Here is a 26,746-nt window from a genome sequence, read left to right as displayed (position 1 = left end):
GTAGCTACCATCGAGAAACTCCCCACAAATCAAAGAAGCCTCTGAATCGCAGATCAGGCGTCATGCCGTAAGTGTGGGAGCGGCGCACCGCTTACGCGACTCAAAGGTACTCGATGGACGATCGCGCCATCGCCGCAAGCTTTGGCATCCCGGATTTTGTGAGATCGAGCAGAAACTCCGAGGGAGTAAACGGCGGGTTCCCGTATCGCTTTCTAACTGTCCGCAGTGCTCGTGCGCCGTCAATCGGAAACAGATCGAAGGTGTTGGCCAGTACATCGTCAGCCCCCAAAGCTTCAATGTCGTGCTCATCTAGAATCTCGGACGGGAAATCCTTAAGGTTCTCTGTCACAATAATCTGCGCGGAGCATTTGATGGCTGCCGCAAGAACATGCCTGTCGTCCGGGTCTGGCAGCACAAATCCTTCGATCAACGGTTCATAACCTGTCACGAAGCACTCTTGGAAGACGTCGCGGACTGCTGCAGCTTGTTCCTTCACGCTCTCCGCCAAATCAGGTTTGTTTCGGATCAGACTCCGTGTCCATTCATCAATGATCTGTTCTGTGAACCGCGCCCGGAAAAGGCCCTGCTGTGCGAACGTGAAGAGTACATCCCGCGTTCGGAACGGATACATCACGTTCGCGTCGAGCAAGATGACAAATGGGTTAGCGATATGGCTCACGCCCGGTCATACTCCTGGCCAAGGCGAGAGAGTTTTTGCATGGCTTCTTCTTGTCGCCTCGCTTTGTCTTCCCGGTATTCCATCAACGCTCGAAGCGGCACCCTTCGGTGCTTTCCGACCTCCTCAAACTGAATTTCACCCTGCTTGAGAAGTTTTGTCAGATGGGGGCGAGAAACGTTCATAATGTCAGCAGCTTGCTGGGTCGTAAGCATTGCGCTGACCGGAACGAGTGTAACCATGTTTCCTGCGCTTACATGGCCTAGCAGCTCAATAATCAGCTCACCGACCGCAGGAGCAATGTGCACAGCGTCTCCGTTCTCGCCGGAGATCTTCAAGCCTCCGTCGAGTTCCATTGCAACCGCGATGGCCGTCGCGGCGTGCGCCGCGCTGTCAATCTCTGCAGCGGTCGGGAGTCGGTCTTTTAGCCCCTGAACTTCGTTCGGGGCGACGTCTGCTTCTGTCGCTGTCATGCCAATGTGTCCTCCTGTGCCACCTACTATATATGGTTTCTTGCTTCACCAACGCAAGCGTAATAACAGAAACAAATGTAATAAGTGTAACCGTCGAGTCGGCGTGGCAACAGTTCGAGCTGTAATCTCCGGCTTATATGCCGGTGCCGTCCCGGCTCCGTCAGACGCGTAAGCGCCCTTATGTTAACCCCTTGCTGCGTGGTGCGTTGGCTGCACCAAACCCGGTAAACACTGCAAACCCGAGTACACCCCACCCCATGCACGGCTTTCATGGCATTGGGCAGCCCGCGCGTTCCCGGTCCACGCTCTCTTGAGAGCAATCTTGGCCAAAGGGGGAGAGCTCGTTAAGGTGTGCTGAATTAGACCAAAAAATCAACAATGACGGTCCTTGCCATCAGAGTGACACGTTCATGTATGACGGTTTGGAACCGCAAAAGACCGAGTAGAAAACCTATGTTTCAAATTGACCGTTCCTCCAACCGCCTAAGCAAGCTAGAACGCACAACATTCGCGGAAGTAGGCTTTAGAGAGCGGGAACACCTACAGGAATGGCTCGCAGCTATGCCAGATGCTCTTTGCGAGGCAATGAGCGAGGGACAAGATAGTCTCCTTATAATCCAGAAGGAATTCGACGGCTTCGATGGCACCCGAGAAAGACTTGATCTGCTGGCACTGGACCGTAGCGGGCAGCTTGTTGTCATTGAAAACAAACTTGACGACTCTGGCCGGGATGTTGTTTGGCAGGCACTCAAGTACGCTGCCTACTGCTCGAGCCTCAAGAAGGCCGAGATCGTGGCGATCTTCCAGCAGTATCTCGATCGCAACGGCGGCGGCGATGCAGCAGTCAGGATATGCGAATTTCTTGGCGAAGATGCCTTGGATGAGGTGGTCTTAAACGACGGCACCAACCAACGGATCGTTTTCATAGCCGCGAATTTCAGGCGCGAGGTTACTGCCACCGTGCTATGGCTACGCGATCACCAGATAGATGCGCGCTGCATTAAGGTGGTGCCCTACAAGTTCGGAGAAGAGCTTTTCATTGATCTCCAACAAGTCATCCCGACACCCGAGGCCGCGGATTACATGATCCGAATGGCAGAGAAAGACAGTGAGGAGAAATCTGCGAAGGGAGCTCAGCGATGGAGCCATCAAATGCGCCTCGAGTACTGGGATCAAGCGCTGGAGGCACTCCGCAGCGCCGGTCTTGAACGATGGCAAAATATCTCACCGTCAAGAGACAATTGGATTAATTCCAGTATTGGTGTCTCAGGTTGCACCCTGACACTCATCTTTCTGCGCCACGAAATTCGGGTGGAATTTCAGCTCAATCGCTCCAATCCGGATGAGAACAAGTGGCTTTTCGATCGCCTGGTCGAGAAAAGAGAAAAATATGAAGAAGCGTTTGGTTGCGAACTGGAATGGCGAAGGATGGATGATAGGAAGGTCAGCATGATAGTCTGCAAGACGCCTGTCCAAGGATACAGTAAAGAGAATTGGTCAGACATGATTGCCTGGTTAATCGATCATTACAAAAAGATGGACGAGGTTTTTTCTGAGCAAGTTCGTCAGCTCGCGTCGCGTATGAAACCAGGCGGCGGCATCTGATTAACGGAATTGCACTCGTCCAACCGATCTATTTGGTTCAACACACCGACCCGAACATCTGAGGCTCAATTACTTTGGCAAAACCTAGGTCAGAATTCTTACCCTGGACCAAAGCCTTCGAGGCTGCTGGCGTCGAGGATGTCCCAGGAAACGCCAGGGGCTATTGGGGGCACAGGTCCGGCAAGGACGGACTAGTAGTTTGCTCAGTCTGGGACGACAAAATTATGCTGGGCCAAGCCCGCGCCTACGTTCCAATCGAAAATCGAGGTGGCTACCAGGTGGCGGCAGAGAACTCGGCTGTTGGAGACAAAGTGATCGTCATCCTCCGCTCGCGACGTACACAGCTAGGGAAAGTTATGCCAACACTTTGGGAGATTGTGTCAAAGCACTTCGATGAGCCAAACCACAACAGTATTGGCTACTTGCTGCTGACCAACACCGGCAAAGCTTTCTAGTTGGCATGTGACCCCACCCCCAGCACGGGGTTTGGCATGGCAGCGGGCCAGGCCTCTCCCGGTCCACCCCTTCTGGCGAACCATTTGGACCCTTTCGCAACTCAGCCACGGAAACAGCTAAGAGTCCCACGACACCGGAGGGTCGCGAATTTTATCTCTTTAGCCGGTGATCCCGCTGATGCTGGCTCGCGCCCGCGCACGTAGGACCATGCCGCACCAAGCCTGATAAGTCTCTGATAATGATTGCTTTTTCGAGAATTTGCGGTTAAGTTGAGTTGAGGCTACAGGAGGTCTCACATGCCAACATTTCGTTTCACCAAGCGCGTGATTGATGCGCTGCCCCACCCTGATAAGGGCCAAGTTCTATACCGCGACGAGATTTTGCGGGGTTTTGGTCTGCGCGCGGGTGCACAGTCCAAGGTCTACTTCGCCGAAGGGCAGGTGCAGAACCGGACGCGTCGCGTCTCAATTGGCCGAGCCGACGTCTTCGGTGTCGAAGCAGCCCGCAAACGGGCCCTCGGTATTCTCAACGACATGGCAACGGGCGTCGATCCAAACGCGGAAAAACGCCGCGTTGCGCAAGAGAGCATGACCGTCGGTCAGGCGTTTGATCAGTTCTTCGCAACACGGACCACCATCGCTGACAATACGCGTGATCGCTATCAACGGACGGTCGACCTGTATCTTAAAGATTGGCGGCGAACGCCCGTCACTTCCATTAGCCGCCAGATGGTCCTCAAGCGTCACCAGCGCATCGGTAAGGCAAACGGCGAGGTTACGGCTAACAATGTGATGCGCCATTTTCGGTCGGTATATAATGTGACAGCCGCTGCGCATGATGAGTTCCCGCCCAACCCAGTCAATATCCTAACCCAAGCACGTGCCTGGTATCCTGAGCGCCGACGCCGTAGCGCTGTGGCCGCACATGACCTGCCAGCATGGTGGGCAGCAGTCATGGAGGAGCCGGACTATTCACGCGACTTCCTTCTGATCGCCCTGTTCACTGGAATGCGCCGCAATGAAATCGCCACCTTGCGATGGGAACAAATCAACCTGACCGAAAGGGCGCTGCATATCCCAAAGACCAAGAACGGTGATCCACTAGACCTGCCGTTGTCCGACTATTTGGTGACCTTGCTGCATGAACGTCATAAGCAACAAGTAGGTGCATCGCCTTGGGTGTTTCCAGGCGTAGGCCGCAAAGGTCATATCGTGGAAACCAAAAAGTTCACGGCGCGGGTAACGGAACGCAGCGGTGTAAAGTTCACCCTGCATGATTTGCGCCGGACCTTCATCACCATCGCCGAAAGCCTGGATGTTCCCCACTACGCCCTGAAACGGCTGTTGAACCACCGGCTGTCCGGTGACGTGACCGCCGGTTATATTGTCAGCAATCTGGAACGCTTGCGCGGGCCGGTATCGCTGGTCGCGGCAAAGATACTCAAGAATGTCGCAGCAGGCACAGAACAGGCAGCACGTAAGGCAGGCTGACTTTGGAGTTGGCTTTTGTCATATAAAACAGAAGGTTGACCTGGTAACGGGTTTTGCATATTGTGAAGCTGCGAAAAGAATCTACCCAAAAGCGGTTTCGCAACCGTGGGGCGGTTTAAGGCCGTAGTCGCAACGGGGAAGTCAAATGGCCGGTCCTTGTAGATCGAGCTAAACTTCTGGGGCGTAGCATCGATCGCCGAGAATTTTTCATCCTTATTGGCGGGGCTTTGGGTCGTGGCACTCTCAATCCCCGCAGTTCGATGCAAAAGGACTGTGCCATGCACTCCCCACATCATCCCGGCTCAGCAGATCCCCTGCTGACCACCAAAGAAGCTGCGGCTTACCTCTCCCTTCAACCATGCACGCTGGAAAAATGGCGTAGCCAGAAAAAAGGTCCGAAATCTCGCAAAGTCGGAAGTAAGGTAGTTCGCTACCAATTGTCTGACCTCGACGCCTTCATCGCCGGAGGTGATCATGTCTGACAAAGAGTATCTGACCGAACGCCGTTTGGATCTTGTTACAGGTATCGCTTCGAAAGTCCGGCAAGACGCGTATGCCGCGTACCAGAAGACGGGCAAACAGAAGTATCGCCTTGTCGGTGAACCGGTAACACCAGAAATAGTTGTTGGGCACCTCACCGGTGCCCAACCAATTGCCTGTTATGCGGTGTTCGACGATCAAACGTACACTGCCGTTCTTGACTTCGACGATCACGATAAGACGCTTAGCTGGGATGCTATGGTCGGTGCCGCACAACCAATTATACAGGAACTCCAGCGTCTCGGCTTCAAACCATTATGCTGTCGCTCCGGTGGCGGGGCTGGCCTTCATATCTGGCTAATCTGGAGCGATCCGCAGCCTGCTAAATTGGTGAAGCAGTTCCTCCGCAAGCTGATAGAAGAGCAGGGCTTCAAACATGGCGGTGGTGGCGTTCAGGCGGCAGAAATCGAGGTTTTTCCAAAGAACGATCACGTCAAAGAGGGGAGCTACGGCAACGCCGTAGCTCTTCCGTATAGCCGGAAATCAGTCCCGCTGGATGAGGCGCTCCAGCCCCTCGACTGGCCTGATTTCATGCCGCCAGACTTAGAGGACCTGTTATGCCCGGACGTTGCTTCGGTCTATACGCCCCAGAGATCATCCACTCCGGCACCTAGTTTGATTCGCGCACAAAAGACGGCGTATGCCGTTGGTGGCGACGTCCTGCCTGGCGATGAGGAAGAGGTGAAAGCGGCGCTGAAGTTCGTGGAGGCCGATGACTACGAAACGTGGGTCATTTTCAGCCTAGCCTTGAAATACAGCTTTGGCGACGAGGCATTTGACATCTGGGATGTATGGTCGAGCACGTCCGCCAAGTATGAGGGCAGTGCCGTATGCCGCGAGGTGTGGGACAGCCTTAACCCGAATGGCGATGTGACCATTGGGACGATCTTTCATGCGGCGAAGCAGCGAGGCTGGAACGGACCGAGCAATGCTGTGGTCCGAGATATGAATGCGCGCTTCGGCATCTGGACTCATGGGTCCAGTACGCGAATTATCGTTAAGCAACCCGTGGGCGGGGAGGTGCTGACCTGCCTGGGCAAGGGCGCTTTTTTGGATCGCCTCAAACCTGAGAAATTCCCGGAAAGAGACGCAAACGGAAATGTCAGCTGGCGCTACAAAGCGCCGTACTGGCTGGATCATCACCTCGCTGCCCACTACCATGAGGTTGCTTTCGACCCAGGCAAACCTCCTGGCCACAATGGTAACAGTTGGAACATGTGGCAGGGATTTCCGGTAGAACCAAAACCAGGCGACTGGAGCCGCCTTCAGCACCACATCCTGGTCAACATCTGTGGCGGCAATGAGGAATATAACGCTTGGATGATGAACTGGATGGCACTCGGAGTGCAGCGGCCTGACGTGGTCATTGGCACTGCGCCTGTGCTAAAGGGGGCTCCTGGTACTGGCAAGGGCGTGCTGGCCAACGCATACGGTCACCTGTGGGGCGCGCATTACGTGTCGATCACAAAGGATGACCACGTGAGTGGACGCTTCAACCAACACCTGGAGGCGCGGCGTCTTGTTTATGTGGATGAAGCCATGTTCGGCGGTGATCGCAAAAACGCAGGCGTCATCAAGACCATGCTCACAGAGCCCCGGATCATGATTGAACGGAAGGGCGTGGACCCTGTCTGGCTCGACAATCACATGATCTTTATCGTAACCTCGAACGAGAAGTCAGTCGTACCAGCGGATATAGGCGACCGGCGCTGGCAAGTGATCGAAGTTGCTGATACGCACCGCGAGGATCGTACATACTTTGGCTCCATCGCTGCTCAAATGCGTTCTGGCGGCTACGAAGCCATGATGCATGATCTCCTGCAGCGTGACATCTCCGTCGGGCCCGACCCTCAGGTTACTATTCGCACGCCCGAGCTCTTCGACCAAATCATACAGGCGCAGGGGCCGACCGAGCGGTATCTCTATGAGGTACTAGACGCCGGTTATCTTCCTCAACCAGATGCACCTGGAAACGGCCCAGGAATCACAACCATCTCTGCAATGTATGACGACATGAAGCGATCTCAACCGAGTGCACAGTACACTCTACAGACGCTGTTCGGGCGGACAATCAGCAAGGTGTTTTCTGGTGTCGCCAAAGTTCAAAGCGGGAATTTTATCATCGGGCGCGACGCGATGGGACAGCTAATCACAAAACGGTCCATGCGGTACCGTTTTCCACCTTTGCATCAGTGCCGCCGCTCGTTCGAGGTTTACATCGGACAGGAAATTCCATGGTCCAACGAGGTCTCAGAATGGCAGGGCGATATCGATCCTGGGTACGATTACTCACCAACCAAAGACGGCGATCCGGAACCACCCTTTTGATATGGGTGAAATAGGCTAACGGGGCGGTTTAACACCGCCCCCTTTTGCTTTCTGACCAGCCAATAGCTTTTTTGCTTATACTGCTTATACACCCCATAGAGCAGTTGCAGGTCATGCGCTGTCTCGTGCGTTCGGCGGCATTTACGGCTGGCCCAAGCCGATACGCTCCAGCCAATGCTGGATATCATGCAGCGCAGATGCGTTGGTTTCGTCGGCAACGATGCCTTCCACATCGATCAGCGCATCGCCGATGGTGCGCCCTGCCTCAACCCCGTCGCGCCCCTGCAGCCGGTTCTGCAACCAAAGCTCAAGCATCTGTCGACGCTCGGGCTCCAGCGCATCCGGCTGCTCGTGAAACACGATGCGCCGCGCCAATTCCCGATATCTGTCGTCCTCGATGGTTTCGGCAATTTCCGCGCGCTCAACCCATCCCGCCGCATGAAACGCCTGCATCCGGGCTTCGTCAGCGCGACTGGGGAAGCCTTCGTACATCCGGCCCTCGACCACCTGGGCGGGCTCAAAGGGCGGGTACCGCTGTGCCATTACCACACCCACCCGCGCCGCAAACTGGCCATCAGCGGCCACTACAGCGGCCCGGCGGACGACCTCCGCCTCGGGTAGGCCTATTGCGCCCTGCAAATCCCCCGCCAGGCCCAGATCGACCAGCGCTGGCATCTTGTTGGCGTAGATTGTGCGCAGCGCCCGGTTAGGTCCCTTCGTCTCCTCGGCAAGCTCATACTCGCTCAGGTTCAAGACTTCAGATGGGTCGCGGCGAAGATCAAAAACAGCCTGCATGGTCGGGTTCTTTGGGTGATGGCCGCACCCGACAACGGCACGCAGTGACGGGACCCCCATGTGATATTCGACCAGGCACTTCGGTGCGCCGGACGCCAGCGCCGCCGTTACCGCCCCCTTGTCCACCAAGGGCATCAAAGAATTCCAAACAGCCGGGGCGCGGTCGCGGATCAGCCGTGCCATGTAAATGGTCGCTTCAACATCCGCTAACGCGTCGTGGGCGTTTTCATGCGCGAACCCGTTTGCGGGGGCTAGCGTGTCGAGGCGGAGGGTTGGTTTACCCTTCGCGCTGATGGGCACAGCCATGGCGTTTGGGGTCAGTGCTGCTGTTGCCTGGGCCAGGCGCAGCACATCCGCGCGCTGGTTTCCATTGGTGTTGGTCAGATAGACCGGCTGCAGCGTCTGGTAAAAGGCTTGCCGTAGAAGCGGCTCATCAAATGACAGGGTGTTGTATCCAATGAAGATCGCCGGCGACCACTCACGCAGCTTCTGCGCGATCTGCAGCATCATTTCATAGTGCGAAGGGAGGCTGGGGTCGATTAGCATCGACGGTGTCACCCGTGTGGCCAGCAGGGCACCAGGGGCCGGGATGACATGTGGCAGAAGGCAGCAACGAACTTCGAAGCGGTCAAGCTCGTTTCAGGTCCGCATCGGTCAAGATCGCCGCGAACTGCAGAATCTGGTCGAACGTGGTGTCCGTTCCGGTCGTTTCGGTGTCGTAGAAGATGAACTGAGCATCAGCTTGTTGAAGAGGGCCGTTCATCAGAAAGCTCATACACCGTTTTCAGGATGGTCCGTCTGCTCGGAGTCTCTCAACTTGCGATAAGCCTCAGTAGACAACCAGCCAGTAACTACCTTTTGAAAAGATTGGTCATTCATAAAACGAGCAAAAATTTCCTCGTTCTGGTCCATCCGTTCGACAAACAAGGCTTCAAGGAGGTTCTTGAAGACGAGCTCGAACTTGTCTCCTGGATTAACAACAGCGGCTTGTCTAAGCGAAGAATCAGAAATCGCTGCCTCGATAATCTGATCGAAGAACAACTGGTCTGCTTGGTTGAAGTCGGTGCCAAAACGATCGTTTACAACGTCGATCAGGCGCGAAAGCGGGACAGGCTCCTCACGAAGTGCCGCACTTCCAACCTCTGACGGCCCGTCGAGAAGCCTTGCAGCGCCCTCATTCAGGCTAATTGATCCTTCGCTGATCTTCTGCAGCCGATAGTACTCAAGCCGAACGTCTTCATCGAACTGATAGGAGGGGCCAATATCCCTTTTGGGCAACTTCGTCGCGAGATGTCGTAAAAAGACGTACAAACGTTCTAGGTCCGTATCCTGATACGGAATAATTTGGCTAAGAAATCCATACAGGCTGCAAAATGCGCCAAGCTTTCCTCGCCAAAGCTCAGCCTCATCAGGTTTAGAATTCTGAAATTCCTTGTAGCGCTCTACGCAAGGATCAAGTGCTGCATTCATGGTTTGATGGTCGTTGGGGCTCTGGCGTTGCCTAGGTTGAAAATAGACAGCGCTGAATCGTTCAATATCTACGGATGCATAGAGACCTTCGGCATTGAGCTCGCCCATTAGTTCATACATCCGTGCTGGATCGACCTCTTCACCAATTTCCGCGCCCTCGAAGTATGTCTTGAAAGCCGCGCGGATTTCTTCGCGGTCGTTTACAAAATCGAGGATGAAAGTGTCTTCCTTTAGCGGGTGAATGCGGTTCAAGCGTGAAAGAGTTTGGACCGCCTGAATTCCTGCGAGCCGCCTATCGATATACATCGTATGTAGCAGAGGCTGATCGAAGCCAGTCTGATACTTCTCTGCAACGAGTAGAACTTGGTACTCCTCAGTCGCAAAAATCTCAGGAAGCTCCTTTTCTCGAACGCCTTGGTTCATTCCTTCTTCGGTGTAGGTGACATCCTTGATCTTGTTATCAGTAACGACGCCCGAGAATGCGACGAGAGACTTAATCGGATATTCTTTTTCCTCAATATATCGATCGAAGCTCTGCTTATATCGCACAGCTTCTAGGCGAGAACCGGTCACCACCATCGCCTTAGCTCGTCCACCGATCTTGTGTTGAGTTGCGGCGTTGAAATGCTCAACCATCACCTCGGTCTTTTGAGCAATGTTATGAGGGTGTAACTTGAGAAACCGCGCCAATGCTCTTGCCGCTTTCTTGCGTTCTACGTTCGGGTCATCGGCACTTGCCTTTAGCAGTCTGAAATAAGATGCATAGCTGGTGTAGTGCTTCAGAACGTCCAGGATGAAACCTTCCTCGATCGCCTGGCGCATCGTGTAACGGTGTGCTGGCTTTCCCTCTTGACCAAACAGCTTAAGTGTCTTGTGTTTCGGGGTCGCCGTGAAGGCAAAGAAGCTCAAGTTTGCTTGTCGTCCACGTTTGGCCATCGAACGGTAGAGTTCATCTAAGTCTTGTTCTTCGTTCTCAACCATTTGTTTTGCGGCTTCGTCCCGCAGCTGCTGACCGCCAAGGACCTCTCTTAGGTCGGTTGCTGTCTCGCCGCCTTGCGAACTATGCGCCTCATCGATGACCACAGCGCAGTTTCGGAACTGCAGCGCCCGGTCACTGTCTTCCCCACGTTCTTCAGCCATCTTTGCCAGTTGACGAGAAACAAAGGGGAATTTTTGCAGCGTCGTGATAATGATTGGGACGGCGCTTTCAAGCGCTTCGGCGAGTTGGCGCGAGCTCTCGTCGATCTTCTGCACAACCCCGTGCTTGTGCTCAAACTGATAAATCGTGTCCTGAAGTTGTTTGTCGAGCGCCACACGATCGGTAATCACGATAACGCTGTCGAAAATTCGTTCATCCCTATCGCTGTGAAGCGACGCGAGGCGATGCGCAAGCCAAGCGATGGTATTACTTTTTCCGCTTCCGGCGGAGTGTTCAATTAGATAGTTGTTTCCAACCCCTTCACGCTGGGTTTGATTGACAAGGGTTCGGACGGCCTCGAGCTGGTGGTAGCGGGGAAAGATCAGCGTTTCCTTCTTTATTCTTCGCCCCTGATCATCGCGTTTTTCTTCAATCTGAAGGTGGACGAAGCGTGCAAATAGGTCGAGAAGGCTGTCCCGATGGAGGACTTCTTCCCAGAGGTATGCCGTGCGATAACTACGTCCATTTCGGTCCGGCGGGTTTCCTGATCCACCATCACATCCCTTGTTGAACGGCAGAAAGTGGGTCGCGGATCCCGCTAAGCGCGTGGTCATGAATACGGTATCTGTATCGGCTGCGAAATGAACCAGCATACGATGTTTGAACGTGAATACCGGTTCACGGGGATCACGATCGTTGCGATATTGGCGCAACGCATCTTCCACAGTCTGTCCAGTCATAGGATTCTTGAGTTCGATAGAAACGACAGGAATGCCGTTAATGCTCAGCGTCACATCCAATGATTTCTCAGAAGTCTTGGAAAAGTGAAGCTGTCTGGTTATGCCTACACGGTTCGCGGCATATCGCGCCGCAAGCTCCGGATTCAGGTCGTGTGCGGCCTTGAAGAACGCTACCCGCAACGTCTTGCCATAGCATTTGAAGCCGTGCCTTAAGGTGGCCAGCGACCCCTCTCGATCCATCCACTTGGTTAGATCAGTCAGTATTTGCGTGCCGGTATTCTCTTTGTGGAGGGCCTCTAGTGCACTCCACTCTTTCGGCTGAGTTTCGCGGATGAAACCCAGAACTGTCTCGGGGAAAATTGCCTTGTCGCGGTCAAAGGTAGCAGCGGGTTGAGCTACGTAGCCATTGGCCAACATAGTCGCTTCGATGACTGTCTCAAATGCGCCTTCTGAATGCCTCGGGTGATTCATTGTGCCGCCCCCGTCATTTTTTGCCGAAGAAACCAAACCGCAACAGGGCTGAATGGATCATGTTCGGCTTGTTCTAGTGTTCGGCGATCAATCTGTGCTTGAAGGTTTCGTCTTGCTGGCGGCGTCAATCGCCACCATTTCAGAACAACATCAAGTACGGCCTTTCTATTGCTACGCAGAAAAGGCAGATTCAGTCCAAGAACTGAATTAATCTGTTCATCAAATTCCACGTCAACGCACGAGATCGTGCCATCAAAACCATAGCTAACGCGAGGTTCTATTGGATGGGCGTCGTTTGCCGGATTCCACTTTAGATCCCTATTGGCCTTTCTGGTGTCACAATGGTGCTCATTGGCGGCTTGCCCGTCTCCACCCCTGCACGCGCCGAGAAGATTTGTGTAGGTCAATTGCTGGTCAGGATAGGTCGCCTGACATTGCCAATGCTCGATCTTCATCGAGCCCGCAGTCGCCCGTATGCGTCCCATACAGTAACAGCAAAGGCCGTTCTGCTCTTGGACCAGCGCGACGCGAAGTGCGTCCTTGTGCGGATAGTTTTCGTAGGTGCTGTGAGCCTGTACACGATGCTCGAGAAGGCTCTTTGGTTCCTCGCCCTTCTTCACATCCCTCACGTATCATCCTCCATGAAGGCAAGCAGCGTGCGGGCACGAGTTATCTCTGGGTCGCTCTCACCGATTTCGCTTGCCAGAGCTTCAATTATGGCCTCGGCCTCGGCGCGTTTTCCATCTGTTACAAGTCTTGCGATTTGGCCGATCTGTTCTTCAACACGCTGGTTTCGAGGAGCTGTGTCCATCAGCTCTTCCAACACCCGGCTCGAGTCGATTCCGAATGAGCGCGACGGTGAATGAACTTGGCCGTCTTTGATCATTTGGATCTTTTCATGTGGGACTTCACCGATGACCTGAGGAGAATGTGTGGTTGCGATGAACTGGCAGTTGGGAAAAGTCTCCGACAGATGGCTAACGACTTTTCGCTGCCACTGTGGGTGAAGATGAAGGTCGATTTCGTCAATCAGGATGACCCCCTGTCCGTCGCGTACTGGATCATCAAGCCCAGGATTCGCTTGGGATAGTCTTCTTGCCAGATCGAGAACAAGTGCCAGCATGCTCCGTTCTCCATCAGAAAGTTGACGGACATCGAGCGTATGCCCCTGCTTTTCGACCAACAACCTTGGGCGGACGTCTACCTCCGCTCTAAGGTCAGAACAATTTGGCAGAAACCTGCTTGCGGCGGATCGCATGGCGTCCAAATGCAGTTTAGCCCTTGGCAATTCTGCGGACAGGACGTCCTGGGCGTGCATCCAAGATGCAAACTCCGCGAGGCGGAGTGGCCGCTCAACAAGGGCGTCGGCAAAGGCTGCAGCCTGTCCACCGCTCGCGCGACTGGCCTTCGGCTGCTCGTCAGAGACGAGCGAACGGCGGGTGGCGAAGTAGACGGCTATCGGCTGCTTGTCGGCTGACTTGAGCGCTTTCGCGGTTGACCCGAAATCGGGTGTAAGAACCTCGCGATCCGGAGTGTCCACGGTATCCTGTCGCACAGAACCGGGTTTGTCGGGCCTGTGCTGATCTCGCTGCTTGTGGATCAGCAGCTGGTGCGGCTCCCCCATGATCGAAAGATCAAGATCGACGGTCAGCGCTGAAGCCCCAACCTGAATGTCATCATTGTCAAAGGCGTCCGGGCGGCTTCGACTGGACGTGAATTGCGGCAACAGACGAGACAAGCAGATGCGCAGGGTTTCAAGGGCTGTCGTCTTTCCGACACCGTTTACCCCCACCAGAAGGGTAAACCCCGGATCAAAATCGAACGATGCCTGATCGAAGGCACGCAGGTTGGCGACAGTGAGTTGTTTGATCTTCATGCTGCCTCCGGAATGTCGATCTGGCCGGTCACTGCGGCGGCGATAAGGGCAGCGCGGCGCTCTTTCAGAAGGTCGATGGAATGCTCTGTCGCGACACGCAAGCGGTCGATCTTTTGGGTTTCGGTCGCTATGTGCCGGACGATCTCGCGCTGTTCATCGAGCGGTGGGACGGGCCAATAGGTTTCGAAGAACCCCTCGGGATAGAGCCGCAGGCGCGATGACCAGACCCCTTTGGAATATCTCGTTACCTCTTGGGCGAACACCGGGATGCGAACCAGAGCGTCCACATAGTCGGGCAGAAGCCGGGGACCTGGAGTGTAGACGTTGTAGGCAGGGCTTACGATGCCATCGACCCTGGCAGTACCCATGGCACCCATCCACGCCCAGAGAGTGTTGATAGCAAGGTCCCCCGCGAAACACAGTTTGTACCCGGCTGTAGTCTCTGCCTCGAACATGTTAACGTGTTTCTCGGAGCGCGGCGTTACGCCGGTCAGGTGCGAAACCGTCAGCATTTCCTCTTCCCCCGTTTCGGAGCGTTCGTCGCGTTCATTGAAGAGCCAGCGCGACCGTTCCAGTTCCCAATTGGTTGGGATGTCTCCGAGCCAGTCGACACCGGTGGCTCGCAATGGCACGGTTTGGTTTAATCCACGCATAACCGTCTCGGCCACAACCGACTGCCGCTTCTCAGCCTGCAATGTGAGTAGCCGCTGCTTGGCATCAATCAAGTTATCGATCGATTTAGTTTCACGATCCAGAAATTCAGAGATTGCCTTTTGAGCAGCTATCGGTGGCACTGGAAGCGCCATCGAGCCAATGGAGTTTTTAGGAACTCCAAAACGAGTAATTCCGTTCGCCGCAAGCTCAAGTTGGATTCGTAGTGTTTTGGATTGCAGGCAGCGAAACAGGAAAGAGCCAAGTATTTTTTCCTGATTTGGTCGGATCATCGCAAGGTGATAGCCGCAAACGAGGTCCTCTGAGGCCTCAGTCACTAAGGCAGGGATGGCGATGTCATCCCAAGACTCTGAGTCCTTGGTGATTACAACATCGCCAGGGCGTAACTGGAACCTCTTTATCTCAGCAAGAGTCGCCGTTCCGGCCATGAACTCGAAGCCAAGATGAATTGTTTCGTTATGATAAACATCAGTGTAGTTGCACAAGCGAACTGGAAATTCATCCTCTGAAGTGTTCTTGTCGACGTTGCTGACAGCATACTCAGCCACCGACCAAAGCGGCTGAATTCTCCAACCGGTAGGGACCTCGGACCGCCAAGCGTCAATTTTTTTCATTCCGTCACCTCTTGCAGCAGCCGCAAGATTTCTTCTTCCGCCTTCTTTAGGTCTGCATCGATCTCAAAGAGTTTCCGTGGTGGGATGAAGCGATAGAAGTGCCGGTTAAAGTTGATCTCGTAGCCGACCTTATCCTTAGTTCGATCCAACCAGGCATCGGGCACGTGGGGCAGCATTTCTCGTGCGAAAAAGGCTCCAATGTCCTCCTTGAGCGGGATGTTCTCAAAATCGCGCAGATCAGGATCTGGCTCGAAACCCTTGCCCAGCTTCACCCGCTCGCCGCTGGCATCCTTGATGGCGAACACACTGCGGAACAGCTTGATCTCCGGCGCGCGCCAGCGAGAGTCGTGCTTTTTCAATAGCTTCTGGACGCTGCTCCAGACGTTGTTCCAGTCGAGCAGCGGCTCGCGGCCAAACGTTTTGTCGATGGCCTGGATATCGTCGAGCAAATGCGGGGCGGCGTCGAGGAAGCGGGCCTTGTCTTCCACTGTCATCTGGTAGCGCAGACGCAGCGGGCGTTCGATGGTGACGCGGGTATAGCCGAAGTCCTCGTTGTCGAAGATTTTCGACTGCTCATTGACGTCATAGGCACCATAGCGCCGGACAATGTCGGCGATCTGATCCGGTTCGTCCGGCCGGTCGTCCCCTTCAAGCGCCTTACCCTCACCGATCTTGCGGCGCTTGTCGCCCTGAGCCCGACGCATCGGCATCCATGTGTCGCGAGCGTCGACAAGCTGGACGGAGCCACGGCGTTCTGCGGATTTGTGGTTGGTGACAATCCAGATGTAGGTGCCGATACCTGTGTTGTAAAACATCTGCTCCGGCAGCGCGACGATAGCCTCGAGCATGTCGCGCTCGATGATCCACTTGCGGATGTTGCTTTCCCCGCCGCCCGCGCCGCCCGTGAAGAGAGGCGAGCCCGAGAATACGATGGCCGCTCGTGAACCGTACTTCTGCGCCTTGGTATCCACGTCCTCAAATTTTGATACCATGTGTTGAAGAAACAAGAGCGAGCCGTCGTTGACGCGCGGCAGGCCCGCGCTCCATGGACTGTCCTCCGGCGCTTTTTCATGTCGCCTAACAATCTCTGTTTTTTGCTTCTTCCAATCGACACCGAAAGGCGGGTTCGCGATGAAATAATCAAAGTTTTGACCTTCGAACTTATCATCTGTGAAGCTGTCGCCAAAACGCACGTTTTCGCCGCCGCTATTGTGATCAACCTGCTTCATGAGCATGTCCGAAGCCGCAGTCGCGAAGGCACGTTTGTTGTAATCTTGGCCATAGACGTAGAGGGTTGCATCTGAGTGATGATCGCGCATGTAGTGCTGAGCTTCAGCCAGCATTCCGCCTGTGCCACAGGCTGGGTCGAGCATCGTACGAACCGTACCAGGACGGCTAAGCAAGTTTCCATCGTAGAAAAAGAGCAAATCTACCATTAGATGGATGACTTCACGAGGGGTGAAGTGATCTCCTGCTGTCTCGTTCGCCAATTCGTTGAAACGACGGATAAGGTTTTCAAAAACCAGCCCCATCTGGTCGTTCAGTACTTTTTTCGGGTGGAGATCAACGTCACAAATTTCTTTGATGACGAGGTACAGGATATTGGCGTCGTGCATCCGCTCGATTTCGTTCCCGAACTCGAAGTATTCAAAGATGCGCCGGACGTTTGCTGAGAATCCGTTGATATAGCTTGTCAGGTGACTGTGGATATTGTCTGGGTCACCTTTCAACTTCTGAAAATCGAGCGGCGAGCGATTGTGAAAGCGATGTCCAGATGCGCGGTTTAATACTCGGTCGAGCGCATCATCCTCAAGCTTTCCGCCTTTACGACGATCATATTCGGCCAGGACATTTGCCTTGGTATCGGCAAGCACGCAATCGAAGCGGCGCAGCACCACCAGAGGGAGCATAACGCGCTCATACTGCGGTGGCCGATATGGTCCACGCAAAAGGTCAGCTATTTGCCAGAGCATGTTGGCTAGGTCGGAATGGCTTGCCATTGTCGTTTAATCCCTCTCCGGCTTACCCGGTTTGTTGTTATTGTTCATCAATCGTCTGCTCCGTCTTGGCGACCAGAAGCCGATACAGCACCCTTCTTTTTTGCCTTTGCCGTGAGGTTTTCATACTCCTCGACCGATAAAACAACGACGACAGAGCGCCCGTATTTCTCAATGCAAACCGGCCCAGCTCTTGCCAGATCAATTAGGCGACCAAAGGCATTCTTCGCATCGCGCGCCGACATGCTTTGCATTGCATTAGCTCCTCTCTAGTTGGAGCTACTTTAGCTATAACTTCGAGGAAGGAATAGATGCTACCGCACTACCTTGGCAGAGGGCGTTGAATGTCAAATTTCTGCACTTACGCTTTTTTACCGAGGACGCAGGAATGGTTGGTCGTGTTCTCCGCCCATAGTGCGAGCTGCGCTCGCACCATACGAAATTCCGTAGTGCCCAATAACTATCTGATATCTTGAGAGAAGTGGTGCCGCTGAAGGGACTCGAACCCCCGACCCCATCATTACGAATGACGTGCTCTACCAGCTGAGCTACAGCGGCTTCCTGGACCCTACTATGGCCCTACTAGTTCTTCTCGTCTGCCTCGAACTCTTTGGTTTTGCAAGTCATTCTCGCGGGGACCCGCTAATTACGAATGACGTGCTCTACCAACTGAGCTACAGCGGCCCTGTTTTTTGGCGCTATAGCACCATGACAAAAACGGGGGAAGGCCTATTTCTCGGCCTTTTCCTTTTCATTCACGTCGTCCTCTTCGACGAATTCGGCGTCCAGAACGGTGTCGTCTTCCCCGTCGGGTGTCTCTGATTCCGGCTCGTCAAGCGCGCCGACGATCAGCGGCAACATTTCAAGGCCCGTCGGCGTGATCATTGTCGTGTTGGGCGGCGCGGTCCAGCTTAGGGTGTCAAACGACTGACAGTTTTCGCAGGCAGGCACCCATTCGGCGTGAATGTGATGGCATTTGTCGCAAACCCATTGCGGGCCACGGGGCGCCGAAAGGGCGCGTGCAAGCCAGCCTTTGACAACCGCGTCCGGCGCGCCTTCGCCACGCTCCACGGCCGCCATGATGGTCAGCGACCGGGCATCGGGTTCGACCTCGGCCAGGTCACCAAGGGCGCGGCGCGCACCGGGGAAATCCTCGGCGGCGATGTTGAGTTCGGCCTTGAGAAGCTTGGTTTCGCGGTTCTCGGGATGCACCTTGAGCAGCTTGGAAAACCGCTTGAGGCGCTCTTGCGGGGTCTCATCCGGTTCAATCGCGGCAAAGGTCGCGGCAAGATCGGGGTGCGGGCGCACAACCCAGGCCTTGTTCAGCACGCGTAGCGCGTTGCGTTTGTTGCCCTGCTCGATATAGCCACGCGCAGCAAGAACCGCCGCCGGGATAAGATCGGGCGACAGGCGGTTGGCCTCAATCGCGGCTTCGCGCGCCTCGATGGTCTTGCCCTCGTCCAGAACATCGCGGGCCTCGGACAGGGCCAGAACCGCGTCACGGCGTTTATGCACATCACGCGGAAGGTTGCCGTACTTCAGCTTGGCATTCAGGGTCTCACGCGCCCCTTTCCAATCGGATTTCTGCGCCTGCAATTCCAGCAGCGTATCCTGTACCTCGGCGTGGCGGGGTTTGAGGGCAAAGGCGGTCTGCGCCAGCTTGAGAGCGGTCTCGGTATCGCCATCGGCAAGCTTTTGGCGCAGAATGCCACGAACCCCGACAAACCGGGTTTTGTCGTTCTGCAACAAGCGTTTGTACACTTCTTCGGCCTTGCGGCGGTCGCCCGACATCTCGGCGGCCTGTGCGGTGATCAGGTTGGTCAGCGCAGGCTTGCGAAGGTATTTCTCGGCGCGCGCGGCCTTGTTCATCGCAACATCGCCCTCGCCCGAGGCAAGCGCAAGCATGCCTTCAGACAGAGCGCGATAGCCTTTTTCCTGACGGTTCCGGTCAAAATACCGCGAAAGCGCGGTTTCATCGCCGTTGATGAATTTCAGAACCGCCACAAGAATGCCGGCCAGCTTCATAAAAAGCCAGATCGCCAGAACCAGAGCCACCAGCGCCATCACCGCCTTGAGCGGCGTCAGGTTGATCTCGAAGCCGACCATGACGATGCGCACACCGCCTTCAAGCTCCAGAAGATAACTCGCCCCAAGGGTCGCGGCGGCAACGAGCGCGATGAAAACTACAATCTTGATAATCGACCAAAGCATGACGCCCGCCTTTTCTAACTTAATTCAATGTATCGGCCAGCGCCTCGGCGGCGGCAACGGCCTCTTTGCGACGCGAGACATCCGTGGCCCAACCGCTTAGCTTGTCTTGTGCCACCTCGGGCAGAGTTTCAATCTCGGCCATGGCATCGCCAAGCCGTCCCTCGCCGACGGCGGCCTCGATCCGTGACAGAACCGCGTCGGGGTCATCGCCCTCGCGCGGCAAAAGAGAGCGCACACCAAGTTGGTTCTTAAAGAAGCTGCCGATGCCCGCAGTGCCCTGATCGCTATCTGCGCGCGCGGCGGCAAGCGCGGATCGCGCGGCGGCGGGAAAGCTCTCCATGAGAGCGGGCAATGTCGGCACGCCGGTGTCGGCCACATCGGCAAGCGCGTCGGGCACATCGGCGCCGGTTTCCCGCAGATCGGCCAATGCCGGAGCGAAATCGCTGCCGCTATCAAGCGCGGTCAGGATACGCGTCATCGCGGCCCGGCGCAGCGCGGCAAGCGCGCTTTGCTGCGCAGCCGAGTCTTGCGCCTGTGCCTCGGCGCTCAGCGCTTGGATTTCGGCGCGTTGTGCGTCAAGCGCTGTGCGCAATTCCTCTAGCTCGGCGATCGGGGCACCGCCGCCCGACGGCGCGGCGGGGCGGCTTTCAAGGGCGGTTACCCGCTCTTCAAGTCCCGAAATCTGGCCGGTCAGCGCGGTCAGCGCTTCGCCAAGACCGTTGATCTCATCAACGCGATCTGGCGGAACGGCCATTCCGTCAATCTGCGCGTTCAGGGCGTTGATCCGTTGATCCTGCGCCCCGAGGCCCTGTTCAATCCGCGCCTCGAGCGCGCTATCGCCCTTGGCAAACCAGGCCTCAGGCAAAACATAAGGCGCGGCCAGAGCGCCAACACCCGCCGCAACGATCCCGCCCAGAACCATCGACCAAAAGCCACCCTCGCGCACCACAACCTGTTCGGTGGTCACCATCGAAGACGGCTCTGCCGGTTTTTCCGGGGCGCTGTCGTCGTTTGTGTCTTGCGCTACGGGTTCATCCGCTTGGGGGATGTCATCCGCGCCGTCTGCGGTCATTTCATCGGCACCATCTTGCGTGCCTGGCGTATCTTGCGTGCCTGGCGTATCTTCCGCGCTGTCGGTCTCTTGATCCGGGCTTGTATCCTCTGACGTGAGATCAACATCGGCCACGGCATCGGTGCTTGGCGACGCCTCATCCGCCTTGGCCCGATCCTTTGATGTTTTCTTTTTCTCAGCCACGTCACACCACCTTTTCGAATCTTGTGATCCACATCTGTCAAGCTGACCTTACTGCGCGGGGTTTCCACCCTCAAGGCGCTTGACCAGATCACACAGGACATTCAAAACGCCCGTCCCGTCAGGGGTTTGCGCGATTTCAACCACTTCCGCGCCACCAGCGGGCACCGCATCAGCGGTATTGCGGCTTATTGCAGCAACAAAAACCGGCGCAACCGCCCCTTTTGTGCGCTCAAAAAAGATCTGCGCGCTGCGCGGTGACATGAGCGGCACGATCACCGTGGCGTCGCCCGCCAAAATCGCGCGCGCGCGCTCATCAAGATCGACATCAACCTGATCGTAAACCACGGCCTCGTGCGCGCTGTGCCCTCGGGCGCGCAGGGCGCCGGTGATATCGCCCGCGACATGCGCGCCACGCAGGTGGAGAAACGGGCCCCTGACCCCATCCACCGCGATCCGTGCCAAAAGGGCCGCCGCATCGCCGCCCGCCGAAATCGCCTGTATCCCGGCGCGATTTGCCGCCTCAGCCGTGGCATCACCCACAGCGTAACAGGTGAAATCGCGCCGCTTGGTCAGTCGGCAAAACCCGGCAACCCCATGGCGCGACGTGAAAATCAGAACGTCACCATCGCCGATATCGGGCAAGGCCTCGCCATACTCGATCCGCATCAGCGGCGCGCATAACGTCACGGCCCTTTCCCCAAGACGCGCGCCAATCTGATCGGCAAAGCGCGTCGCGGCGGGTTCTGGCCTTGTGATCAGGATCGTCACGGTCATCTGCTGTCCAGAGTTGTTGCCTGACAGATAAGGTGTTACCTGCCTCGCAACCATCACGCAACGGGCAGGATTATGACAGAGCCGTTGATCCTTCTGGGCCTCGAAAGCAGCTGCGACGACACCGCCGCCGCCATTTTACGCATTTCGCCCTCGGGCGTGGGCGAAATCCTGTCCTCCGTGGTCTTCGGTCAAACCGCGCTTCATTCCGATTTTGGCGGCGTGGTGCCCGAAATCGCCGCCCGCGCCCATACCGAAAAGCTTGATCTTTGCGTGCGCGACGCGCTTGCGCAATCAGGTGTCACGCTGCGTGATCTTGATGCGGTGGCGGTCACCGCCGGGCCAGGTCTTATCGGCGGGGTGATCGCCGGGGTGATGTGCGCCAAGGGGATCGCGGCGGGCGCGAACCTTCCGCTGATCGGGGTGAACCATTTGACCGGGCACGCCCTGACGCCGCGCCTCACCGATCAGATCGCCTATCCTTACCTGATGCTGCTTGTCTCGGGCGGGCATTGCCAGTTTCTGATCGTGCGCGGCCCGGATGATTTTACCCGGCTTGGCGGCACCATCGACGACGCCCCCGGCGAGGCCTTTGACAAGACCGCGCGGCTTTTGGGCCTGCCGCAACCCGGCGGCCCGGCGGTCGAACGCGAGGCGCGCGCGGGCGACGCCAAACGTTTTCGCTTTCCGCGCCCGCTTTTGGATCGCCCCGGTTGTGATTTTTCGTTCTCGGGGCTGAAAACCGCGCTGTTGCGCACGCGCGATGCGATCATCGCCGAGAAATCAGGGCTGACCCCTCAGGATCGCGCCGATCTTTGCGCCGGATTTCAGGCCGCCGTAAGCGACGTTCTTGCGAAAAAGACTGCCCGCGCCTTGGCCGCCTATCTAGAAGAAAGCCCGGCCACGCCGGTCTTGGCCGTGGCCGGGGGCGTCGCCGCCAATGCCAGCATTCGCGCCGGTCTTGAGCAGGTCGCCGCCGAGGTCGGCGCGCGCTTTACCGCGCCGCCGCTGGCGCTTTGTACCGACAACGCGGCGATGATCGCCTATGCCGGGGCAGAGCTTTTCATGGCCGGCCATCGCGATGACATGACGTTGGCCGCCCGGCCCCGCTGGCCGCTGGACCGCACCAGCCCCGCAATGCTTGGCAGCGGCAAGAAGGGGGCCAAGGCATGATTACCATCTGTGGCGCGGGGGCCTTTGGCACCGCATTGGCGGTTTCGCTTGCAAAAAACGGGCCGGTGATCCTTTGGGCCCGCGACGCGGATCACGCCGCCGAAATGCGCGCCACCCGCCAGAATGCGCGCCGCCTTGCCGGTGTTGATCTGCCTGAGAACATCACTCTTATCAGCGGGCCATTGACGGCGGGCGATGGCGCCTGCCTGTTGGCCATTCCGATGCAAAAGCTGGACGGGTTTCTGGCGGGCTTTGGGGCCAGTTTGGACAATCGCCCGCTGGTGGCCTGTTGCAAAGGGGTTGATCTGGCAACCGGGCTTGGGCCGACCGGCCTTATTGATGCAGCCTGTCCCACGGCAACCGCCGCCATCTTGACCGGGCCAAGTTTTGCCCGCGATATCGCGCTTGGCCTGCCGACTGCGCTAACGCTGGCCTGCGCGGATGAGGGCACCGGCAAGGCGCTTCAATCGGCGCTGACCACACCCAACCTGCGGCTTTATCGCACCATCGACACCACCGGTGCCGAACTGGGCGGCGCGCTCAAGAACGTGATCGCGATTGCCTGTGGCGCGGTCATCGGCGCCGGGCTCGGCGAAAGCGCGCGCGCCGCCCTGATGACGCGGGGGTTTGCCGAAATGAACCGCCTTGCCCGCGCGCTTGGGGCGCAACCGGACACGCTTGCCGGGCTTGCCGGGTTTGGCGATCTTGCGCTTACCTGTACCTCGGATCAGTCGCGCAATTACCGCTTTGGCCTAAGCATCGGACAGGGCACCGATTTTGACCCGAGCGTCACGGTCGAAGGTGCCGCCACCGCGCGGGCCGTTCTTGCCCGCGCCACCGCGATGAAGATCGACATGCCGATCACCCATGCCGTGACCGCGCTTGTGAATGGCGAATTGCGCGTCGATCAGGCGATGGATATGCTGCTCTCCAGACCATTGAAGGAAGAATGATGCTGATTGCCCTGATTGCCCGTGACAAACCCGGCGCCCTGCAAACCCGTCTTGATAACCGCGAGGCCCATATCGCCTATCTCAAATCCAACGGCGTGGTAAGCCAGGCTGGCCCGCTTCTGGATGACGACGGCGGCATGATCGGTTCGCTGGTCATTCTTGACGTCGAGGATATGCAAGCCGCCAAAGATTGGGCCGAGAATGACCCCTACGCCAAGGCCGGTCTGTTTTCAGGCGTCGAACTGATCCCGTGGAAGAAAGTCATCTGAACGATGCGCTATTGGCTGTTCAAATCCGAACCCTCGACCTGGGGCTGGGATGACCAGGTTGCCAAGGGCGACGCGGGCGAAGAATGGGATGGCGTGCGCAACTATCAGGCGCGCAATTTCATGCGCGAGATGGCGCTTGGGGATCGCGGCTTTTTCTATCACAGTCAAAAGGAAAAGGCGGTTGTCGGCATTGTCGAGGTGATCGCCATCGCCCATCCCGACAGCAAAGCCGATGATCCGCGGTGGGAATGCGTGGATATCAAGGCGGTCGAGGGCGCGAAGACGCCGGTGACTCTGGACATGATCAAGGCCGATCCACGCCTTGCCGATATGGTTTTGGTGAAAAATTCACGCCTGTCGGTCCAGCCGGTGACCGAAGACGAATGGCGCATCATCTGCGATATTGCAGGGCTTGCGCCCTAAATCGCCTGCGGCAAAATTAAACGGAGGGTGCCAGCCAGAATGCCAACACCCTCCGTCACCCCACGTGCTCCCAAAGCACCACACGTGTAACTGAATTAGGTATCGGCCTACTGGCTCGAACACTGCCTTTGTACCGTAACACCGCAGATTCACCAAACGCCAAGTGCCGCGAATATGGTTCAAATTGACGGCGTCACCGGGGGCCGACACTGGCCGCTCTCTGTGCGGTCTTGATACGACAACTAAAAACGCTTGCCACAATGGGCAGGCGCTTTGATATCAAGATGTCGGACAGCTCAGCCGTAGACGGCTTCTTTGCCGAAATGCTTGGTCAGCATGTAATAGACAACAGCACGATATTTGTTGCGCTCGGATTTACCGTAAACCTCGATCACCTGAGCAATCGCATCATCAAGCTGCGGACCATCGGCAAGGCCCAGCTTCTTGATGAGGAAATTGTTCTTGACCGTTTCGATCTCGGCCGGCTGGCTACCGGCCACAGTCGAGGCATCGGCGTTATAGATCGCCGGACCACAGCCGATCGTTACCTTCGTCAGCAGGTCCATATCCGGCTGCATCCCGCACTTGTTGCGCAGGTCATCCGCATATTGAGCAATCAAATCGTCACGCTTTCCCATCAAATCTCTCCCAAGGTTTCGGCGCTTTGGCCGCTTATCATTTCCACAGGCCCCGACATCGAAGCTTTGGGCACGATAACGACAGATTTTGCCCGCTCAAAGGGAAAATTTTCCGTTTTCTCCCCTTAGGCGGAAAGCAAACGAAAAACGCCCGCCGACCGTTTGGCCAGCGGGCGCTTGCATGGCGCTTATCCGCGATTAATAGCGGTAGTGCTCGGGCTTGAACGGGCCATCCGGCGACACGCCGATATAGGCAGCCTGTTCGGCATCCAGTTTCGACAGCTTCACGCCGATCCGATCCAGATGCAGGCGCGCGACCTTTTCATCCAGATGCTTGGGCAGAATATAAACGTCGTTCTTGTACTCGTCGCCCTTGGTCCAAAGCTCGATCTGCGCCAGAACCTGATTGGTGAACGAGGCCGACATCACGAACGACGGGTGGCCCGTGGCGTTGCCAAGGTTCAAAAGACGACCTTCGGACAACAGGATAAGGCGATGCCCGTTCGGCATCTCGATCATGTCGACCTGTTCTTTGATGTTGGTCCACTTGTGGTTCTTGAGGGCAGCAACCTGAATCTCGTTGTCGAAGTGGCCGATGTTGCCGACGATCGCCATATCCTTCATCTCGCGCATATGCTCGATGCGGATCACGTCCTTGTTGCCGGTGGTGGTGATGAAGATATCCGCCGAAGATACGACATCTTCAAGCAACACGACCTCGAAGCCGTCCATCGCTGCCTGAAGCGCACAGATCGGATCAATCTCGGTCACCTTGACGCGTGCGCCGGCACCGCGCAGCGACGCAGCCGAGCCCTTGCCAACATCGCCATAGCCCATGACGACGGCAACCTTGCCGGCCATCATGGTGTCGGTGGCGCGACGGATGCCGTCAACCAGGGATTCCTTGCAGCCATACTTGTTGTCGAATTTCGACTTGGTGACGCTGTCGTTCACGTTGATCGCGGGGAACGGAAGCTGGCCCTTTTTTTGCAGGTCATACAGACGATGCACGCCGGTCGTGGTTTCCTCGGAGACACCCACGATCTGATCGCGGACCTTGGTGAACCAGCCGGGGCTTGCGGCCATGCGCTTGGCGATCTGGGCCTTGATGGCCACTTCTTCTTCAGAGGCCGGAACCGGGATGATCTCTTCACCGGCTTCGGCGCGTGCGCCAAGCAAAACATAAAGCGTGGCATCGCCACCATCATCAAGGATCAGGTTCGGGCCATCCTCGAACATGAACGACTTGTCGAGGTAATCCCAATGCTCTTCGAGCGACTGGCCCTTGATCGCGAAAACCGGGGTGCCGCCTTCGGCAATCGCCGCTGCCGCATGATCCTGCGTCGAAAAGATGTTGCAAGACGCCCAACGCACATCCGCGCCAAGATCAACCAGCGTTTCGATCAGAACAGCAGTCTGAATCGTCATGTGAAGGCTGCCGACGATGCGCGCGCCCTTAAGCGGTTGTGCCTCGCCGTATTCGCTGCGCAGCGCCATCAGGCCCGGCATTTCGGTTTCGGCGATATTCAATTCCTTGCGCCCATAAGCCGCCAGGCTGATGTCCTTGACGATATAATCCTGTGCCATTTAGAGGTGGCTCCTTTCATAACTAATTTGAAGGGCAGATAGCACTCACCCCCCACTTGGGCAATGTGCGATTATCCGCGCGCGTCATCGCCGCGATGTTGTGTTGCCGCAATCCAATGCTGTTC

Annotated in this window: 24 protein-coding genes and 1 tRNA gene; 9 read left to right on the top strand and 16 right to left on the bottom strand. The window is 56.5% G+C overall.

Annotation, left to right across the window (positions count from 1 at the left end; translation table 11 throughout):
* Nucleotides 1-100 precede the first annotated feature (100 nt).
* Nucleotides 101-679 (bottom strand): PIN domain-containing protein, encoded by a 579-nt coding sequence (locus tag BUB78_RS17120; protein ID WP_084732931.1) that lies wholly within the window; start codon nt 677-679, stop codon nt 101-103.
* Nucleotides 676-1,149: an excisionase family DNA-binding protein gene (locus BUB78_RS17115; protein WP_073200180.1), complete on the bottom strand. Its 474-nt coding sequence runs from the start codon at nt 1,147-1,149 to the stop codon at nt 676-678. The genes BUB78_RS17120 and BUB78_RS17115 overlap by 4 nt, the downstream gene beginning before the upstream one ends.
* 453 nt (nt 1,150-1,602) lie before the next feature.
* On the opposite strand from BUB78_RS17115, the gene BUB78_RS17110 reads away from it, so the two are divergent.
* The 5 genes from BUB78_RS17110 (at nt 1,603) to BUB78_RS17090 (ending at nt 7,568) form a co-directional block, all read left to right on the top strand.
* Nucleotides 1,603-2,754, top strand: coding sequence for a DUF4268 domain-containing protein (locus BUB78_RS17110; RefSeq protein ID WP_073200178.1), 1,152 nt, complete (start codon nt 1,603-1,605; stop codon nt 2,752-2,754).
* Between the two features lie 224 nt (nt 2,755-2,978).
* A complete protein-coding gene (locus BUB78_RS20970; RefSeq protein ID WP_073200176.1) occupies nt 2,979-3,209 on the top strand; it encodes a hypothetical protein in 231 nt (76 codons plus the stop codon).
* Between the two features lie 297 nt (nt 3,210-3,506).
* Complete coding sequence (locus BUB78_RS17100; protein WP_073200174.1) at nt 3,507-4,700, top strand: tyrosine-type recombinase/integrase; 1,194 nt, start codon at nt 3,507-3,509, stop codon at nt 4,698-4,700.
* A 278-nt stretch (nt 4,701-4,978) separates the two neighbouring features.
* Nucleotides 4,979-5,182 carry a helix-turn-helix transcriptional regulator gene (locus BUB78_RS17095; protein WP_073200190.1) on the top strand — a complete coding sequence of 68 codons (204 nt, stop codon included), beginning with the start codon at nt 4,979-4,981 and terminating at the stop codon, nt 5,180-5,182.
* Nucleotides 5,175-7,568: a DUF5906 domain-containing protein gene (locus BUB78_RS17090; RefSeq protein ID WP_073200173.1), complete on the top strand. Its 2,394-nt coding sequence runs from the start codon at nt 5,175-5,177 to the stop codon at nt 7,566-7,568. The genes BUB78_RS17095 and BUB78_RS17090 overlap by 8 nt, the downstream gene beginning before the upstream one ends.
* Nucleotides 7,569-7,709: 141 nt before the next feature.
* On the opposite strand, the gene BUB78_RS21405 is transcribed toward BUB78_RS17090, so the two are convergent.
* The 12 genes from BUB78_RS21405 to BUB78_RS17035 all read right to left on the bottom strand — a co-directional run bounded on the left by BUB78_RS21405 (nt 7,710) and on the right by BUB78_RS17035 (nt 21,581).
* Nucleotides 7,710-8,870 (bottom strand): exonuclease domain-containing protein, encoded by a 1,161-nt coding sequence (locus tag BUB78_RS21405; RefSeq protein ID WP_220084025.1) that lies wholly within the window; start codon nt 8,868-8,870, stop codon nt 7,710-7,712.
* A gap of 121 nt (nt 8,871-8,991) precedes the next feature.
* Nucleotides 8,992-9,138 carry an exonuclease domain-containing protein gene (locus BUB78_RS21400; protein ID WP_139279389.1) on the bottom strand — a complete coding sequence of 49 codons (147 nt, stop codon included), beginning with the start codon at nt 9,136-9,138 and terminating at the stop codon, nt 8,992-8,994.
* Nucleotides 9,135-12,182 (bottom strand): type I restriction endonuclease subunit R, encoded by a 3,048-nt coding sequence (locus BUB78_RS17080; RefSeq protein ID WP_073200168.1) that lies wholly within the window; start codon nt 12,180-12,182, stop codon nt 9,135-9,137. The genes BUB78_RS21400 and BUB78_RS17080 overlap by 4 nt, the downstream gene beginning before the upstream one ends.
* Entirely contained in the window at nt 12,179-12,811 is a 633-nt protein-coding gene (locus BUB78_RS17075; protein ID WP_073200166.1) for a retron system putative HNH endonuclease, read from the bottom strand. The genes BUB78_RS17080 and BUB78_RS17075 overlap by 4 nt, the downstream gene beginning before the upstream one ends.
* Nucleotides 12,808-14,058, bottom strand: coding sequence for an AAA family ATPase (locus BUB78_RS17070; RefSeq protein ID WP_073200164.1), 1,251 nt, complete (start codon nt 14,056-14,058; stop codon nt 12,808-12,810). Before BUB78_RS17070 ends, BUB78_RS17075 begins: the two co-directional genes overlap by 4 nt.
* On the bottom strand, nt 14,055-15,344 hold the full coding sequence (locus BUB78_RS17065) for a restriction endonuclease subunit S (RefSeq protein WP_170865095.1): 1,290 nt from the start codon (nt 15,342-15,344) through the stop codon (nt 14,055-14,057). The genes BUB78_RS17070 and BUB78_RS17065 overlap by 4 nt, the downstream gene beginning before the upstream one ends.
* Entirely contained in the window at nt 15,341-17,344 is a 2,004-nt protein-coding gene (locus BUB78_RS17060; protein WP_073200161.1) for a type I restriction-modification system subunit M, read from the bottom strand. Before BUB78_RS17060 ends, BUB78_RS17065 begins: the two co-directional genes overlap by 4 nt.
* 47 nt (nt 17,345-17,391) lie before the next feature.
* Entirely contained in the window at nt 17,392-17,595 is a 204-nt protein-coding gene (locus BUB78_RS17055; protein ID WP_073200159.1) for a type II toxin-antitoxin system prevent-host-death family antitoxin, read from the bottom strand.
* A 228-nt stretch (nt 17,596-17,823) separates the two neighbouring features.
* Nucleotides 17,824-17,899: transfer RNA gene (locus BUB78_RS17050), tRNA-Thr, on the bottom strand.
* Between the two features lie 171 nt (nt 17,900-18,070).
* Entirely contained in the window at nt 18,071-19,552 is a 1,482-nt protein-coding gene (locus BUB78_RS17045; RefSeq protein WP_073200157.1) for a heme biosynthesis protein HemY, read from the bottom strand.
* Between the two features lie 19 nt (nt 19,553-19,571).
* A complete protein-coding gene (locus BUB78_RS17040; RefSeq protein WP_073200155.1) occupies nt 19,572-20,807 on the bottom strand; it encodes a COG4223 family protein in 1,236 nt (411 codons plus the stop codon).
* A 48-nt stretch (nt 20,808-20,855) separates the two neighbouring features.
* Nucleotides 20,856-21,581, bottom strand: coding sequence for a uroporphyrinogen-III synthase (locus tag BUB78_RS17035; RefSeq protein ID WP_073200153.1), 726 nt, complete (start codon nt 21,579-21,581; stop codon nt 20,856-20,858).
* A gap of 72 nt (nt 21,582-21,653) precedes the next feature.
* On the opposite strand from BUB78_RS17035, the gene tsaD reads away from it, so the two are divergent.
* Genes tsaD through BUB78_RS17015 form a run of 4 tightly spaced genes read left to right on the top strand, consistent with a single transcriptional unit; the run spans nt 21,654 to nt 24,396 of the window.
* On the top strand, nt 21,654-22,751 hold the full coding sequence (gene tsaD, locus BUB78_RS17030; RefSeq protein WP_073200151.1) for a tRNA (adenosine(37)-N6)-threonylcarbamoyltransferase complex transferase subunit TsaD: 1,098 nt from the start codon (nt 21,654-21,656) through the stop codon (nt 22,749-22,751).
* Entirely contained in the window at nt 22,748-23,704 is a 957-nt protein-coding gene (locus BUB78_RS17025; RefSeq protein WP_073200149.1) for an NAD(P)H-dependent glycerol-3-phosphate dehydrogenase, read from the top strand. The genes tsaD and BUB78_RS17025 overlap by 4 nt, the downstream gene beginning before the upstream one ends.
* Nucleotides 23,704-23,973: a YciI family protein gene (locus tag BUB78_RS17020; protein WP_073200186.1), complete on the top strand. Its 270-nt coding sequence runs from the start codon at nt 23,704-23,706 to the stop codon at nt 23,971-23,973. The genes BUB78_RS17025 and BUB78_RS17020 overlap by 1 nt, the downstream gene beginning before the upstream one ends.
* Nucleotides 23,974-23,976: 3 nt before the next feature.
* Entirely contained in the window at nt 23,977-24,396 is a 420-nt protein-coding gene (locus BUB78_RS17015; protein ID WP_073200146.1) for an EVE domain-containing protein, read from the top strand.
* A gap of 296 nt (nt 24,397-24,692) precedes the next feature.
* On the opposite strand, the gene BUB78_RS17010 is transcribed toward BUB78_RS17015, so the two are convergent.
* The gene (locus tag BUB78_RS17010; protein ID WP_073200184.1) at nt 24,693-25,034 is read right to left on the bottom strand and encodes a DUF2853 family protein; all 342 of its coding nucleotides are present in this window, start codon (nt 25,032-25,034) and stop codon (nt 24,693-24,695) included.
* A gap of 198 nt (nt 25,035-25,232) precedes the next feature.
* Nucleotides 25,233-26,621, bottom strand: coding sequence for an adenosylhomocysteinase (gene ahcY / locus BUB78_RS17005; protein WP_073200144.1), 1,389 nt, complete (start codon nt 26,619-26,621; stop codon nt 25,233-25,235).
* Nucleotides 26,622-26,746 lie beyond the last annotated feature (125 nt).

Source organism: Roseovarius marisflavi, from assembly GCF_900142625.1.
GTDB classification, from domain to species: domain Bacteria; phylum Pseudomonadota; class Alphaproteobacteria; order Rhodobacterales; family Rhodobacteraceae; genus Roseovarius; species Roseovarius marisflavi.
This window is presented reverse-complemented; position numbering and strand designations above follow the sequence as displayed.

Excerpts from the sequence above, each read along its gene's own strand:
- BUB78_RS17115 (WP_073200180.1), bottom strand. The coding sequence starts at position 1,149 with ATGACAGCGACAGAAGCAGACGTCGCCCCGAACGAAGTTCAGGGGCTA.
- BUB78_RS17110 (WP_073200178.1), top strand. The coding sequence starts at position 1,603 with ATGTTTCAAATTGACCGTTCCTCCAACCGCCTAAGCAAGCTAGAACGC.
- BUB78_RS20970 (WP_073200176.1), top strand. The coding sequence starts at position 2,979 with ATGCTGGGCCAAGCCCGCGCCTACGTTCCAATCGAAAATCGAGGTGGC.
- BUB78_RS17100 (WP_073200174.1), top strand. The coding sequence starts at position 3,507 with ATGCCAACATTTCGTTTCACCAAGCGCGTGATTGATGCGCTGCCCCAC.
- BUB78_RS17095 (WP_073200190.1), top strand. The coding sequence starts at position 4,979 with ATGCACTCCCCACATCATCCCGGCTCAGCAGATCCCCTGCTGACCACC.
- BUB78_RS17090 (WP_073200173.1), top strand. The coding sequence starts at position 5,175 with ATGTCTGACAAAGAGTATCTGACCGAACGCCGTTTGGATCTTGTTACA.
- BUB78_RS21405 (WP_220084025.1), bottom strand. The coding sequence starts at position 8,870 with ATGCTGCAGATCGCGCAGAAGCTGCGTGAGTGGTCGCCGGCGATCTTC.
- BUB78_RS21400 (WP_139279389.1), bottom strand. The coding sequence starts at position 9,138 with ATGAGCTTTCTGATGAACGGCCCTCTTCAACAAGCTGATGCTCAGTTC.
- BUB78_RS17080 (WP_073200168.1), bottom strand. The coding sequence starts at position 12,182 with ATGAATCACCCGAGGCATTCAGAAGGCGCATTTGAGACAGTCATCGAA.
- BUB78_RS17070 (WP_073200164.1), bottom strand. The coding sequence starts at position 14,058 with ATGAAGATCAAACAACTCACTGTCGCCAACCTGCGTGCCTTCGATCAG.
- BUB78_RS17065 (WP_170865095.1), bottom strand. The coding sequence starts at position 15,344 with ATGAAAAAAATTGACGCTTGGCGGTCCGAGGTCCCTACCGGTTGGAGA.
- BUB78_RS17060 (WP_073200161.1), bottom strand. The coding sequence starts at position 17,344 with ATGGCAAGCCATTCCGACCTAGCCAACATGCTCTGGCAAATAGCTGAC.
- BUB78_RS17055 (WP_073200159.1), bottom strand. The coding sequence starts at position 17,595 with ATGCAAAGCATGTCGGCGCGCGATGCGAAGAATGCCTTTGGTCGCCTA.
- BUB78_RS17045 (WP_073200157.1), bottom strand. The coding sequence starts at position 19,552 with ATGCTTTGGTCGATTATCAAGATTGTAGTTTTCATCGCGCTCGTTGCC.
- BUB78_RS17035 (WP_073200153.1), bottom strand. The coding sequence starts at position 21,581 with ATGACCGTGACGATCCTGATCACAAGGCCAGAACCCGCCGCGACGCGC.
- tsaD (WP_073200151.1), top strand. The coding sequence starts at position 21,654 with ATGACAGAGCCGTTGATCCTTCTGGGCCTCGAAAGCAGCTGCGACGAC.
- BUB78_RS17025 (WP_073200149.1), top strand. The coding sequence starts at position 22,748 with ATGATTACCATCTGTGGCGCGGGGGCCTTTGGCACCGCATTGGCGGTT.
- BUB78_RS17020 (WP_073200186.1), top strand. The coding sequence starts at position 23,704 with ATGCTGATTGCCCTGATTGCCCGTGACAAACCCGGCGCCCTGCAAACC.
- BUB78_RS17015 (WP_073200146.1), top strand. The coding sequence starts at position 23,977 with ATGCGCTATTGGCTGTTCAAATCCGAACCCTCGACCTGGGGCTGGGAT.
- BUB78_RS17010 (WP_073200184.1), bottom strand. The coding sequence starts at position 25,034 with ATGGGAAAGCGTGACGATTTGATTGCTCAATATGCGGATGACCTGCGC.
- ahcY (WP_073200144.1), bottom strand. The coding sequence starts at position 26,621 with ATGGCACAGGATTATATCGTCAAGGACATCAGCCTGGCGGCTTATGGG.